Annotated in this window: 10 protein-coding genes; 7 read left to right on the top strand and 3 right to left on the bottom strand. The window is 65.4% G+C overall.

The window, feature by feature from the left end:
* Positions 1–2: 2 nt before the first annotated feature.
* From astD to CJU94_RS17230, 4 genes are all read left to right on the top strand, one after another.
* A complete protein-coding gene (gene astD, locus CJU94_RS17245) occupies positions 3–1,466 on the top strand; it encodes a succinylglutamate-semialdehyde dehydrogenase (protein ID WP_095419721.1) in 1,464 nt (487 codons plus the stop codon).
* A 9-nt stretch (positions 1,467–1,475) separates the two neighbouring features.
* Entirely contained in the window at positions 1,476–2,816 is a 1,341-nt protein-coding gene (gene astB, locus CJU94_RS17240; RefSeq protein WP_095419720.1) for an N-succinylarginine dihydrolase, read from the top strand.
* Positions 2,800–3,852, top strand: a complete 1,053-nt coding sequence (gene astE, locus CJU94_RS17235; protein ID WP_244220859.1) for a succinylglutamate desuccinylase — start codon at positions 2,800–2,802, stop codon at positions 3,850–3,852. Before astB ends, astE begins: the two co-directional genes overlap by 17 nt.
* Positions 3,853–4,121: 269 nt before the next feature.
* The gene (locus CJU94_RS17230) at positions 4,122–4,910 is read left to right on the top strand and encodes an ABC transporter substrate-binding protein (RefSeq protein ID WP_095419718.1); all 789 of its coding nucleotides are present in this window, start codon (positions 4,122–4,124) and stop codon (positions 4,908–4,910) included.
* A gap of 163 nt (positions 4,911–5,073) precedes the next feature.
* On the opposite strand, the gene CJU94_RS17225 is transcribed toward CJU94_RS17230, so the two are convergent.
* Positions 5,074–5,832, bottom strand: coding sequence for an acetoacetate decarboxylase (locus CJU94_RS17225; RefSeq protein WP_095419717.1), 759 nt, complete (start codon positions 5,830–5,832; stop codon positions 5,074–5,076).
* A 264-nt stretch (positions 5,833–6,096) separates the two neighbouring features.
* On the opposite strand from CJU94_RS17225, the gene CJU94_RS17220 reads away from it, so the two are divergent.
* Complete coding sequence (locus tag CJU94_RS17220; protein ID WP_095419716.1) at positions 6,097–7,473, top strand: EAL and HDOD domain-containing protein; 1,377 nt, start codon at positions 6,097–6,099, stop codon at positions 7,471–7,473.
* A gap of 130 nt (positions 7,474–7,603) precedes the next feature.
* Here CJU94_RS17220 and CJU94_RS17215 read toward each other — a convergent pair whose 3' ends face one another.
* Together CJU94_RS17215 and CJU94_RS17210 are read right to left on the bottom strand one after the other, a co-directional pair.
* Entirely contained in the window at positions 7,604–9,061 is a 1,458-nt protein-coding gene (locus tag CJU94_RS17215; protein ID WP_095419715.1) for an HDOD domain-containing protein, read from the bottom strand.
* A gap of 103 nt (positions 9,062–9,164) precedes the next feature.
* Complete coding sequence (locus CJU94_RS17210) at positions 9,165–10,979, bottom strand: putative bifunctional diguanylate cyclase/phosphodiesterase (RefSeq protein ID WP_095419714.1); 1,815 nt, start codon at positions 10,977–10,979, stop codon at positions 9,165–9,167.
* A gap of 300 nt (positions 10,980–11,279) precedes the next feature.
* On the opposite strand from CJU94_RS17210, the gene CJU94_RS17205 reads away from it, so the two are divergent.
* Both CJU94_RS17205 and CJU94_RS17200 read left to right on the top strand, forming a co-directional pair.
* Entirely contained in the window at positions 11,280–12,617 is a 1,338-nt protein-coding gene (locus CJU94_RS17205) for an EAL and HDOD domain-containing protein (RefSeq protein ID WP_095419713.1), read from the top strand.
* A 190-nt stretch (positions 12,618–12,807) separates the two neighbouring features.
* On the top strand, positions 12,808–13,368 hold the full coding sequence (locus tag CJU94_RS17200; protein ID WP_095419712.1) for a peroxiredoxin: 561 nt from the start codon (positions 12,808–12,810) through the stop codon (positions 13,366–13,368).
* Positions 13,369–13,428: the final 60 nt, after the last annotated feature.

The following is a 13,428-nucleotide window of genomic DNA, read 5'->3' as shown; positions in this document are numbered from 1 at the left end:
TCATGAGCGAGCTTTTCATCGACGGCGAATGGGCCGCCGGCACAGGACCCGCATTCGCGTCGCGCAACCCGGGCACGGGCGCGACGGTGTGGGAAGGCAACAGCGCGTCGGCCGACGACGTCGACCGTGCGGTGCGCAGCGCGCGACGTGCGTTCGCCGCATGGTCGGCATTGAGCCTCGACGAGCGTTGCGCCGTGGCGCGCCGCTTCGCCGCGCTCGTCACCGAACGCAAGGAAGCACTGGCGGAAGCGATCGGCCGCGAGACCGGCAAGCCGTTGTGGGAAGCGCGCACGGAAGCCGCTTCGATGGCGGCGAAGGTCGAGATCTCGATTCAGGCCTATCACGAACGCACCGGAGAGAAGCGCTCGGCAATGGCGGACGGCACAGCCGTGTTGCGGCATCGTCCGCATGGCGTGGTCGCCGTGTTCGGGCCGTATAACTTTCCGGGCCATTTGCCGAACGGCCATATCGTGCCGGCGCTGATCGCGGGCAATGCGGTCGTGTTCAAGCCGTCGGAACTCGCGCCCGGCGTGGCCGCGCTCACGGTGCGGATCTGGCGCGACGCCGGTTTGCCGGCAGGGGTGTTGAATCTCGTTCAAGGCGAGAAAGACACCGGTATTGCGTTGGCGAATCACCGGCAGATCGATGGCCTTTTCTTTACGGGTAGTTCGGATACCGGAACATTGCTGCACAAGCAGTTCGGCGGCCGCCCGGAGATCGTGCTGGCGCTGGAGATGGGCGGCAACAATCCGCTCGTGATCGGACCAGTGGCCGATGTCGACGCCGCCGTGCATCACACGATCCAGTCGGCGTTTCTGTCGGCGGGGCAGCGCTGCACCTGCGCGCGCCGCATTTTCGTGCCGAACGACGCATCGGGCGATCGCTTCATGGAGCGTTTCACCGAGGTCACCTCGCGCATCGCCGTCGGCGAATATAACGCCGATCCGCAGCCCTTCATGGGCGCGGTGATTTCGGCGCGGGCGGCGTCGCGGCTCGTCGCTGCGCAGGAACGCCTGCTGGCCGACGGCGCCAAAGCGCTCCTGAAAATGGAGCAGCGCGATCCGAAGCTCGGCTTCGTCACGCCCGCCATTCTCGACGTGAGCGCCGTCAACCATCTGCCGGACGAGGAACACTTCGGGCCGTTGGCGCAGATCATCCGCTACGGCAGTTTCGACGAAGCGCTGGAACAAGCCAACGACACAGAGTTCGGCCTGTCCGCGGGCCTCCTCGCCGACGACGAAGCGCTCTGGACGCATTTCCAGCGCACGATCCGCGCGGGCATCGTCAACTGGAACCGGCCGACCAACGGCGCCTCGTCGGGCGCGCCGTTCGGCGGGCCGGGCCGCTCGGGCAACCACCGGCCGAGCGCGTACTACGCCGCCGACTACTGCGCGTTTCCGATGGCTTCCGTCGAAAGCGCGCAACTGCAAATGCCCGCGAGCGTCTCGCCGGGCCTTCAATTCTAAGGATCGACGATGCAAGCCACTGAAGCCAATTTCGACGGTCTGGTCGGCCCGACGCACAACTACGCGGGCCTCTCGTTCGGCAACGTCGCGTCGCAGAACAACGAGAAGTCGGTTGCGAATCCGAAGGCTGCAGCGAGGCAAGGCCTGCGCAAGATGAAGCAACTGGCCGATCTCGGCTTTCATCAAGGCGTCTTGCCGCCGCAGGAACGTCCGTCGATGCGCCTGTTGCGCGAGCTCGGTTTTTCGGGCGACGACGCAACCGTGATCGCGCGCGTGGCGAAAGACGCCCCCGAGCTGCTGGCCGCGGCGAGTTCGGCTTCGGCCATGTGGACCGCGAATGCGGCAACGGTGAGTCCGTCCGCCGATACGCACGACGGCCGCGTGCATTTCACGCCGGCCAATCTGTGCAGCAAGCTGCACCGTGCGATCGAACATGAATCGACGCGCCGCACGTTGCGCGCGATGTTCAGCGACGCCGACCGTTTCGCGGTGCATGAGGCGCTGCCCGGCACGCCGGCGCTCGGCGACGAAGGCGCGGCGAATCACACGCGCTTTTGCGCGGAATACGGCGCACGTGGCGTCGAATTCTTTGTTTATGGCCGCAGCGAGTATCGTCGCGGACCGGAGCCGAAGCGGTTTCCGGCGCGTCAAACGTTCGAGGCGAGCCGTGCCGTGGCGCATCGTCATGGTCTGGCCGACGCGGCGACGGTGTACGCGCAGCAGAACCCCGACGTGATCGACGCCGGCGTGTTCCACAACGACGTGATCGCGGTCGGCAATCGCAACACGCTGTTCTGTCATCAACTGGCGTTCGTCGAACAGAACGCGGTCTACGACGAATTGCGCACGAAGCTCTCCGGCCTGAAGGCCGAGTTCAACGTGATCGAAGTGCCCGACGCGCAGGTGAGCGTCGCCGATGCGGTTACTTCGTACCTGTTCAACAGCCAGTTGCTGACGCGGCCGGACGGCAAACAGGTGCTGGTGGTGCCGCAGGAATGCCGCGAAAACCCGCGGGTGGCCGCCTACCTCGATGAACTGACCTCGCGCACGGGCCCGATCGACGACGTGCTGGTGTTCGATCTGCGCGAAAGCATGAAGAACGGCGGCGGTCCGGCGTGCCTGCGTCTGCGGGTGGTGCTCGACGATGCGGAGCGCGCTTCGGTGACGCAAGGCGTGTGGATCAACGACACGTTGTTCGGCCGGCTGGATGCGTGGATCGAAAAGCATTATCGCGACCGCCTCGCGCCGGCCGATCTGACCGATCCGCACCTGCTCGCCGAGTCGCGTACCGCGCTCGACGAACTGACGCAGATTCTCGGGCTGGGTTCGCTGTATGACTTCCAGCGCTGAGCGCGAGATGCCGGTTTCGCTGCTGGACGATTTTCTCGCCTACACGCTGGCGGGTACGCGCCCGGCCGCGCCTGCAGCACAGGGCACGTGCGCCGCAGGCGTGCGCTGGTCGTGGCTGGATGACGGCGTGCTGCTGATGGAGCCGGCGGCGCAGGAAGCGGGCATGCGCAGTGTGCTTGTCTCCGCCGGCGTGCATGGCGACGAGACCGCGCCGATCGAACTGCTGGCGTTTCTCGTGCGCGACATCGCCCAGGGCACGGCGGCGCTGGCCTGCCGCCTGCTGGTGATTCTCGGCAACGTCGACGCGATGCGTGAAGCCTGCCGTTACCGCGACGACGATCTGAACCGGCTCTTCAGCGGCCGTCATCTGCAGGTGCCGCACAGCTTCGAGGCGCCGCGAGCGGCAGCGCTGGAGCAGGCCGCCACGCAATTCTTCGCGGCCGCGCCGGACGATCCCGCCGCGCGCTGGCATATCGACATGCACACGGCCATCCGCGCATCCGCCTTCGAGCAATTCGCGTTGCTGCCGCACACCGGCAAGCCGTTTTCACGCGCGATGTTCGCGTGGCTCGGCAAGGCGCATATCAGTGCGGTGCTGTTGCACACCACCAAGGGCAACACGTATTCGCATTTCACCGCGCAGGCCTGTGGCGCGCAAGCGTGCACGCTGGAACTCGGCAAGGTGCGTCCGTTCGGTCAGAACGATCTGACGCGTTTCGCGCGTGCGGATCACGCCGTGCGGCACCTCGTGGCCGGCCTGCGGGGCGAGCCGCGCGCCGAGATGCCGAGGGCGTTCACGGTGATCGACCAGATCACCAAGCAAAGCGATGCGTTCGAATTGCTGGTTGCAGCCGACGTCGCGAATTTCACGCCATTCGTGAAGGACACCGTGCTCGCGCGCGACGGCGACTACCGCTATGTCGTGCGGCACGACGAGGAGCGGCTCGTGTTTCCGAACGCGACGGTCAAGCCCGGCTTGCGCGCCGGCTTGATGGTCATCGAGACGACGCAGGACACGCTCTCGAAGCTCGTGTAGTTCTCACCCGAGCCCGCGCCGATGCGCGCGGGTTTGCCTGAACGCGACACCAACTTGCATCTTCGCCCCTGAGGCTCGCAGCGCTCGCTCGACGACGCGCCGCGCGGCGCGCCCGCTGAGGCGGAAAACGAAGCCTGTACAATCGCGGCCTCGCGGCTGTTGCGCTGCATCACGCCGGCCGCACGAGTTTGAATCGCATTTTTGGCGCGGCAATCATGCTTGCCTGGATTCGGCTCCGTCTTATTCAATACCGTAGAGGAACACCCGCAATGAAGATGAATTGGCGAAACATGGCTGCGCTCGCGTTGTTCGCGGCGGCCACGGCCGGCACCGCATCGGCTGCCGATATCAAGGAAGTGCATTTCGGCGTCGAGGCGTCGTATGCGCCGTTCGAATCGAAGTCGCCGTCGGGCGAGCTGCAAGGTTTCGACATCGACGTCGGCAATGCCGTGTGCGCGAAGCTGAAGGCCAAATGCGTGTGGGTCGAGAACTCGTTCGACGGTCTGATCCCGGCGTTGCAGGCGCGCAAGTTCAACGCCATCAACTCGGACATGACGATCACGGAACAACGCCGCCAGGCGATCGATTTCACTGATCCGATCTACACGATCCCGAATCAGATGATCGCGAAGAAGGGCAGCGGCTTGCTGCCGACGCCGGCTTCGCTCAAGGGTAAGCACGTCGGCGTGCTGCAGGGCACGATTCAGGAAACCTACGCGAAGGCCCGCTGGGCGCCCGCCGGCGTCGATGTGGTGCCGTATCAGACGCAGGACCAGATTTACGCCGACCTCGCCTCGGGGCGTCTGGACGCCGCGTTCCAGGATGCGGAAGCCGCGTCGAAAGGCTTCCTGAAGAAGCCGCAGGGCGCCGGCTTCGACTTTGCCGGTCCGGCCGTCACGGACGAGAAGCTGCTCGGCGGCGGCGTGGGCTTCGGCATCCGCAAGGGCGACAAGGCGCTGAAAGACGCGTTGAACCAGGCGCTCAAGGAACTGAAGGCGGACGGCACGATCGACCGCTTCGCGGCCAGGTACTTCGATGTGAAGGTGGTATTGAAGTAAGGCGCGGCGCGTGTCACACGTTTTTCGCTTTATCTGATGCAAACGGCCGCAATCGCGGCCGTTTGCATGTGAGGCGCGAGTTGAGCGCGAGTTGAGCGCGAGTTGAGCGCGAGTTGAGCGCGAACTGAGCGCGAACCGCTGCCGCGCTATGACAGCTGATCGATCAACGCGTGTTCGCTTGCGGTTGATCGAGATAATCGAACACCACTTCGCCGAGACCGAGCGTGAGATCCGCGATCAGATGGCGCGCCTCCACGACCTCCAGCACCGGCAACGCCGCGACCGGCGCGAGCGCGTGCGGCGCCAGTTCGAGCGCGGCCGGCCCGGTCCATGCGCCTTTCAGATCGATGTCCTGCAGGTAGTAACGCACCAGTTCGCAGATGCGCGGCGTGCCGTCCACATGCGGAATCACCTTGAGCAGGAAGTTCGGCGTTTCGAGGCGTTTCTTCTGCTGCGCGAGATCGAGCTGACGGTGTTTGTAGCCCATCGTGCCGGTGGCGATGCGCACGGGGCCGTAGTCGAGCGTGCCGACGAGCGTGTCCGTATGGACGGCGAGCACCGGGTTCGCGAGCTTCTTCGGAAAACCCCACAATTCGCGGCCGCCGGCGATCGGCGGGTGGTCGTCCAGATACATGGCCAGCGTGTAGCCGCCCGCCACGCCCTGGTACGAGACCGGAATCACCTGGCCGCTTTCCGTGTAGTCGCCAAAGCCGGTCGAATCCGGCATGCGAATGAATTCGTAATGCACCAGCGGCTCGCCGATCTCGAGCGGCTCGGGCACCACGGCGCGCAGCTTATCCGGATCGGTGCGGTAGGTGATGATCAGAAACTCGCGGTTGATAAACCGGTATGGGCCCATGGGAAACGCCGGGCTGGTGATCGGCATCGCGAAGGCATTCGACAGCACGCTTTTGACGTCCATGTTTTTCCTCGGTGGTTGAACTCGGTTGGAGCGCTTCTGCACTGCACAGGAGTATCGGCGATTTCGGGCCGGAGATCTTTCGGACGCGTCTCCAATTATTTCGAGATATTGCGTCACGGACGTGTCTGGCCACGGCGGCGTGAGATAAAATCGCCGCATGCATCGCGGACGCTACGAGCTTCACGTCTCGGGCCGCGCGCCGACGGTGCGGCAAAAACCAGAATATTGCAGGAGGCGCCGGGGCGGCGCTTAGCGGGGGAGCCAATGACCACCATCGCAATCGAAACTCCGGGCCAGACGGGCGTCACGGACGATGCGCAATTGAATGCCAGTTTCGCGCGTCAGCCGATTCTGAATCGGGACGGCATGCTGTGCGGCTACGAGATCAAGGTGCGCGCACCGGAATGGACCGGGCAGAGCGGGCCAGCCGCGCGCTCCGCCGCGCCCGCGGACAGCGGCGCACCCGCGGATGCCGAAGCGGGCCGCGCGCCCGATCCGGCGCAACTCGTGGCGCGCGCCATCATCGACGGCCTGATTCAGGGCCCGGTGCGCGGCGCGCTGACCGGACATCCGGCCTATGTCGACGTGAGCCGCGAGATGCTGCTCGACGATGCGATCCTGCGGCTGCCCGCCGAGCGCTTCATGCTCGAACTGGCGCCCACGATCGAGGTCGACGAGACGCTGGTGGCGCGCATCGTTCAGCTGCATGGGCGCCGCTACCGCTTCGTGCTCGACGAGGTGACCCAGCCCAACGACGCCTTCGCCAGATTGCTGCCCTACGCGGAAGTCGTCAAGATCGATTTCACGCGCGCGCCGCGCGCCTTGCTGCCGAAGCTGGCGAGCGTGCTGAAGTCGGCGGGCAAGCTGCTGATCGGCTCGGGCATCGACGCGCAAGCCGATTTCGAAACGGCGCATGAACTCGGCTTCGATCGCTTCCAGGGTTACTTCTTTGCGCGCGCGCATGCCTCGAGCACGCGACGGGTGAGCGCGCCACGCCACGCGCTGCTCAATCTGCTGCAATTGCTGGCGGGCGAGCCGACCGTCGCGCAGCTCGAAGCCGAACTCAAGCTCAATCCGGTGCTGGTGATGCATCTGATGAAGCTCGCCAATTCGAGCGGCCTCGCGGTCGGGCACAAGGTGACGACGCTGCGGGAGGCGATCAACGCAACCGGCACCGACCGCATCGCGCGCTGGACGCAGTTGCTGCTCTACGCCGACGGCCGCAAGGTCGCCCTCGAAGACGATCCGCTATTGCAGCTCGCCGCGACCCGCGCGCGCTTCATGGAACTGGCGATCGAACGTCTGCCCGAAGCCGGCCGCGACGAAGCCGATGCGGCATTCCTGACCGGCGTGTTCTCATTCGTCGATGCCGTGTTCGGCGGCTCGCTCGAAAGCACCTTGAACGTGCTGACATTGTCGCGCCCGCTTCAGGCCGCGATCCTGCACCGCGAAGGTGTGTTGGGCCTGCTGCTCAGCACGGTTGCCGCATTGGAGCGCGGCGATTGGGATGAGATCGGCACGCTGTGCGCGCGCTTGCAGCCGCTGACGGTGGAGCAGGTTGCGCAAATGGCTCTGGCGGCAGGCGCGTGGGCCGGCGTGGCGGACCGCAGCGCGCAAGGGCTGGAAAGAATCGAGGATTGAGGCGAGTGGTGCGCACAGGGAACCGGCATGCATGCCGGTTCCGGCGAGACCGACCCAACTTCAACGTGGCGTCGGGCAAATACAGGATTGGTGGGAGTGAAGCAGTGTGATCAACGATCACGCCAGGTCTTCACATCATCTCCATTTCCCGCATCTGCCCCAGGCCGAAAAAACGGCCTAACTCCTTGGCCAGTTCATTCAACACGCTCATTTCTTTCTGTGAGATGCGGCGTGGCTCCTGACTATGCGACCAGTCGCCGTATAAGAGCGCCACTGTCGATTCGCTTTCGTCGACGACCGGCAGCAGCACAAAGGCGCGGGCGTCGTCGAATGAGCGCCGGAACCATTCCGGTAGCCGCGCGACCATCTTCGGATCGCGCGCATTCTCGATGAAGATGCCCACCGAGTTGGCGATCGCCAGATGAAATACGTCGGGCTCGAAGGCGGTGTTGAAGGTCAGCCTTGGCAAGGCCGCGTCGATCTTCGGTCCGAGTCCGAGGCGCGCCTTGAAAGTGCCGTTGCTGTGCTTGACGAACACCACGGTGCGCGCAAAGCCGAGACCGGCCAGCAGGGTTTCCGCGGCCATTGCCAGTGCCGGCGCAAGCGGGCTGCCCTCGGGCAGGCCACGCAGATCCTTGACCCCCACCGCGATGCGCGCCTCGGGATTGAGCGCCTCGCGCGCGATCGCATCCGCATTGGCGCGCAACTCGACGATTTCGCGCATCACGCCGTCACCGCCTTCCTCGCGGGCGAGCGCGACGCTCATATCGAGCAGCACTTCGGGATCGGTGTTCAGCACGCCGCTATATTCGCGCGCCAGATCGGCGATGCGTTGCTCGCGCTCGCAGTCCGGCATGTTCTGCTGGGTGAGCACGTCGGCGACCGCCGTCGAGTAATTGGTAATGGCGCGCAGCCACTGCACCTGGCGCGGCTGCGTGACGTCCTGCGGGTCGAACTCGCCCATGCCGGAGCGGATCATGTCGGGCAGGCGCCAGCGCACGGCGGCTTCGGCGCCGATCTCGTCGAACGTCACGCCGAGCACCAGTACGCAGGCGTCGGCCTCGAGCGTGCCGTCGTCGATGTGACGGCGAATCTGGTCCCATTCCGCGTCGAGGTAAAACACCACCAGCAGCTTGCCGATCTGGCGCATCAGCGTGCAGACCACGGCTTCCTCGCCGGCACGCAGATCGCCGCGCTCGGTCAGCTTGCGCGCGACGCAGCCCGAGAGCAGCGTGCGGTTCAGTTCGAGTTTCGCGTCGATGCGGCGCGGCGCGCTGTGATGAAAGTGATCGACGATCTTCAGGCCGACCACGAGATGGCCGACCGCGTCCATGCCGAGCACCATCAGCGCGCGCGACACCGTCGTGATGTTGCCGCCGAACGCAATGTACATGGCCGAGTTGGCGAGCCGCAGCACCTTCTGCGTCAGGGCGAAATCGGACAACACCACCTGCACGAGGCCGGTGAAGTCGAGATCGTCGTTGTTCATCGCCGCCATGGTGGTGCGCAGCGACTGCGACAGCATGGGGAAATCGCCGCGCTCGCTCATTCGCGTCCAGAGCCGGTCGAGCACCGCCGCCTTTACCATGTGAGTCCCGCAAAAGCCATACGTGTTCCAATGAGTGCCACGCCGGCCCAAGGCCGGCTTGTTCCGCTGCATGATCTGCTACATGAGCGCTTTGCCTGCATCGCTATGCGGTATGCAGCTGAAGCGAGCGCGTTTCGAACCGCTGCGCGAGTTCGTCGGAGGGCAGCGCTTTGCAGACGAGCCACCCCTGAATGTGGTCGCATCCCATCTCGGTGAGCAGGGTGCGTTGGGCTTCCGTTTCGACACCCTCGGCCACCAGTTCGAGATCGAGCGTCTGAGCGAGGCCCACTACGGCGCTAACGATTGCCTGATCGTTCCGTGAGGTTAGCAGATTCTCGACAAAACTCCTGTCGATCTTCAGCTTGGCGAGCGGGAAGCGTTGCAGGTAGGCCAGGCTCGAATAGCCGGTGCCGAAGTCGTCCACCGCAAAGCGGATGCCCATCGCCGTCAGGTCTTCGAGCAGACCCTTGGCATGCGCCGGGTCGTGCATCAGCAGGCTTTCGGTGATCTCGAACACGAGGCGGCGCGGATCGATGCCGGTCAACGCGATCGCCTCGCGCACGGAGTCCTTGAAGCGCGGGTCGCGGAACTGCTGCGGCGACACGTTCACGGCCACGTATTGCAGGGCAATGCCTTGCGCGTCCCACTGGATCAACTGCATGCAGGCCACCTTCAACACCCAGTTGCCGAGGAAGTTGATCAGGCCGATCGACTCCGCGAGCGGGATGAACATGGACGGCGGCACCAGCCCGTGCACCGGATGCGACCAGCGGATCAAGGCTTCCACGCCGACCACGCCGTGCGTGCGGCTGCTCGTGATCGGCTGGAAGTGCAGCGAAAATTCGCCGTTGCGCACGCCGTCGTAAAGGTCGGCCTCCAGCTTCAGGCGTTCGGCGTCGGCGGGGTTGTCGTCGGGAACGTAGAAGGCGAGCGTGTTGCCGCCGGCGGCCTTGGCCTGCAGCAGGGCATGGTCGGCCCAGCGCAGCAGGTGGGTGTCGTGCGCGGCGGTGTCGTTGGCGTGGCGCACGTCCGGGTAGAGCGCGATGCCGATGCTCGCCGACAGATGCACCTGCTGGCCGTTGAACACATAGGGCTGCTGGATCGCGGTCAAAAGGCGCCGCGCCAGCGCTTCGGCGGCGGCCGCCGCGTCGGTGCGGCTCGCGGCCGGCTTGATGAGAATCGCGAACTCGTCGCTCGCCACGCGCGCCACGGTCTCGTTCGGGCTCGTCATATTCAGGATGCGGCGCGAGGTGTCGCGCAGCATTTCGTCGCCGGCGTCGTAGCCGAGCGCGCGGTTCACGCGCTGATAGTCGTCGAGGTCGAGCAGCAGCAGCGCGGCCGGCGTGCCGTGCGCGTCGGCCTGCTGCTGGGCGTCGAGCAGCGCCGGGATCAGCGCCGGCTGGTTGGCCAGATTGGTCAGGCGGTCCAGATGCAGCGCCTGGGTCAGACGTTCTTCGGTGGCGCGCCAGGCCGATACGTCGAAGCCGGCGATCGCATAGCCGTCGGTGCCGTCGTGGGTGCTGCGCACCACGCGCAGCTCGACGGTGATCGGGTAAGTGAGCGACTTGATGAGGCCGAGCGTGGCCTTCTCGACATTGCCGGACACCGCCGCGCGCGTGAGCAGGGCGTCGAGGCGCGGCACGTCGGCCGGCGCGACCAGATCGTGGAGCGTGATGGTCTCGAGATACTCGCGGTGATAGCCGATGAAGCGCAGGCTGGCGTCGGACACGTAGAGGAAGTGCAGTTCGTCGTCGACGTGCGCCAGCAGGTCGACCGCGCCGACCACCTGTTCCAGTTGCTCGCTGCGGCTTGCGGCCGACTGCGGTTTGCCGTCCGCGCGCCGGCCAAACGCACGAAGCCGGTCGATGACCGTGCGCAAGGAGCCCCGGCGGGGCGCGGTGATCCTGTTCGCTTCCATGTTTATCGCTGGCAACCTGTATTCGTCTGCAGGCGGGACGGCCGTCTCCGCCTTGTCGGGCGGTCGAGAGGGTATCAGGCCGCCCCATCAGAACGAGATAACGGCCCGTGCCGGAAAATCTTTAGCGCGTGCCGCGAAAAACATCCGGTAAGGGGACGGCTTGCGCGGCAAAGCGCCGCTCAGGGGCCGATTCGGTTAAAGTGCGACCGTCCGACGTCCGTTAATATGGGAAACCCGTTGTGCGGTGCCGGCCATGACGCCGTTGCTGCGTAGCTTCCCGAACACTTGCACCGATGCTCCATGTATGACCGCCATTACGCCGGGATCGCTGCCCGGCACAGCGAGGTGCTCGATTCAACGGCCGAAGGCGCCGAACCGTCGCCTCCCGCGCAGTTCGTCTATCTGGGCCGCCAGCCGATCCTCGATCGCGACGGCGCGCTCAATGCTTACGAGCTGCTGTTTCGAGCCGGCGCGCATAACTACGCCGAGGTCACCGACGACGCCCAGGCCACGGCGCAGGTGGTGGCGCGCGCCATCGGCGGGATCGGCGTGCCGACGGTGCTGGGCCGGCATCGCGGCTTCGTCAATATCGACCGGGCGCTGCTCTTTAACGACATCGTCCATCTGATGCCGCCTGAGCGCTTCGTGCTCGAAATTCTCGAGACGGTGGAATTCGATGCGCAACTGGGCCGCCGTCTGGGCGAGCTGCGCCGCGCCGGTTTTCAGGTGGCGCTCGACGACGTCAGCGAGCTCTCAGACCAACTGATCGCGGCGCTCCCCTACGCCGATATCGTCAAGATCGACTTCTTGCAGACTGATCGCGCCGTGCTGCCGAAGCTCGCGTCCCTGTTGCGCGGGCAGGGCAAGAAGCTGATCGCCGAGAAAGTCGAGACGCGTGAAGACTTCGCGCTTGCGCGCGACCTCGGTTTCGATCTGTTTCAGGGCTATTTTTTCGCGCGCCCGCAGGTGCTGGCCGCGCCGCGCAACCGCTCGCCGAGGCCGGGCCTGCTGCGCCTGCTCGCGCTGCTGTCGCGCGATGCCGGCATGACCGAGCTCGAAGCCGAACTCAAGCTGAACCCGAGCGTGGTGGTGCAACTGCTGCGCCTCGTCAATTCGAGTGCGTTTGGGCTGGGGCGCAATATTGCGTCGTTGCGGGAGGCGATCATCGCCACCGGCACGCGGCAGATTGCCCGTTGGGCGCAATTGCTGCTTTACGCCGACAGCGGCGATCTGCCGTTGCGCGCCGATCCGCTGGTGCAACTGGCGGGCACGCGCTCGCGCTTCATGGAGCTGGCCGCCGCCTGGCTGCATCCGTCCGATGACGAATTTGCCGATGCCGCGTTCATGACCGGCATTTTTTCTCTGATTCACGTGGTGCTCGGCAGCTCGCCGGGCTCGGCGCTGGAGAAGCTCGGCCTCGCGCCGCAGATCCGCGAGGCGATCGTGTCGCGGCAAGGCGAGCTGGGGACCTTGCTGTGCCTTGCCGAGGTGGCCGGCGAGGGCGGCGACGCGGCGTCGATCGCGCTTGATCCTGGTGCGCCGGCGGGCTTCGTGGCCTTCACGCCCGATGTGCTGGCCGAGTTGAATCTGTCGGCCGCGGCCTGGTTCGGCGCACATATCGGAGAGATGGCCGTCTGACGGGCGGCCGCTCTCGCGCACGTTGCCGTGGTGACGTATCGAGGGCAACGACCTGCGCATCCTTCCGGCGGGTTCTGACGTACCTCGTGAGTACGTGGTCCAATAGCGAAGTCGGCCGGCGTTCTCGTGGACGCCCGGCCTCAGGTTCATTGGACGAACCGCGTGCATCAACGCCTGGAGGAACACACAGATGAAGAAGAAATTCATATCGGCGGCGCTGGCCGCCGCCGTGTCGGTGGGATTCGCCCTGCATTCGCTGACGGCGTCGGCGACCCTGAAGCCCGGCGACGCGGCGCCGGCGTTCACCGCGCAGGCGTCGTTGGGCGGCAAGACCTACACGTACTCGCTCGCCGACGAGTTGAAGAAGGGGCCGGTCGTGCTGTACTTCTATCCGGCGGCCTTCACCACGGGCTGCACGATCGAAGCGCACGAGTTCGCCGAAGCCGTCGACGAGTACAAGAAATATGGCGCGACGGTGATCGGCGTGTCGCATGACAACATCGACACCTTGACGAAGTTCTCGGTGAGCGAATGCCGCAGCAAATTCCCGGTCGCGGCCGACGCCGACTCGAAAGTGATCGGCGCCTATGACGCCGGCCTGCCGATGCATGCGTCGATGGCCAATCGCGTGTCGTATGTGATCGCACCGGATGGCAAGATCATCTATGAGTACACGAGCCTGTCGCCGGAGAAGCACGTCGAAAACACGCTGAAGGCGGTGAAAGACTGGGCCGCGACGCACAAGCCGTGAAGTCGAAAGAGGATGCTCCTTGTGCCGTGATGGTTCGTTGCGGCGAGAGGCGCGCGCCGC

The organism is Paraburkholderia aromaticivorans (assembly GCF_002278075.1).
Taxonomy (GTDB): domain Bacteria; phylum Pseudomonadota; class Gammaproteobacteria; order Burkholderiales; family Burkholderiaceae; genus Paraburkholderia; species Paraburkholderia aromaticivorans.
This window is presented reverse-complemented; position numbering and strand designations above follow the sequence as displayed.

Excerpts from the sequence above, each read along its gene's own strand:
- CJU94_RS17230 (WP_095419718.1), top strand. The coding sequence starts at position 4,122 with ATGAAGATGAATTGGCGAAACATGGCTGCGCTCGCGTTGTTCGCGGCG.
- astD (WP_095419721.1), top strand. The coding sequence starts at position 3 with ATGAGCGAGCTTTTCATCGACGGCGAATGGGCCGCCGGCACAGGACCC.
- CJU94_RS17220 (WP_095419716.1), top strand. The coding sequence starts at position 6,097 with ATGACCACCATCGCAATCGAAACTCCGGGCCAGACGGGCGTCACGGAC.
- astE (WP_244220859.1), top strand. The coding sequence starts at position 2,800 with ATGACTTCCAGCGCTGAGCGCGAGATGCCGGTTTCGCTGCTGGACGAT.
- astB (WP_095419720.1), top strand. The coding sequence starts at position 1,476 with ATGCAAGCCACTGAAGCCAATTTCGACGGTCTGGTCGGCCCGACGCAC.
- CJU94_RS17215 (WP_095419715.1), bottom strand. The coding sequence starts at position 9,061 with ATGGTAAAGGCGGCGGTGCTCGACCGGCTCTGGACGCGAATGAGCGAG.
- CJU94_RS17210 (WP_095419714.1), bottom strand. The coding sequence starts at position 10,979 with ATGGAAGCGAACAGGATCACCGCGCCCCGCCGGGGCTCCTTGCGCACG.
- CJU94_RS17200 (WP_095419712.1), top strand. The coding sequence starts at position 12,808 with ATGAAGAAGAAATTCATATCGGCGGCGCTGGCCGCCGCCGTGTCGGTG.
- CJU94_RS17225 (WP_095419717.1), bottom strand. The coding sequence starts at position 5,832 with ATGGACGTCAAAAGCGTGCTGTCGAATGCCTTCGCGATGCCGATCACC.
- CJU94_RS17205 (WP_095419713.1), top strand. The coding sequence starts at position 11,280 with ATGTATGACCGCCATTACGCCGGGATCGCTGCCCGGCACAGCGAGGTG.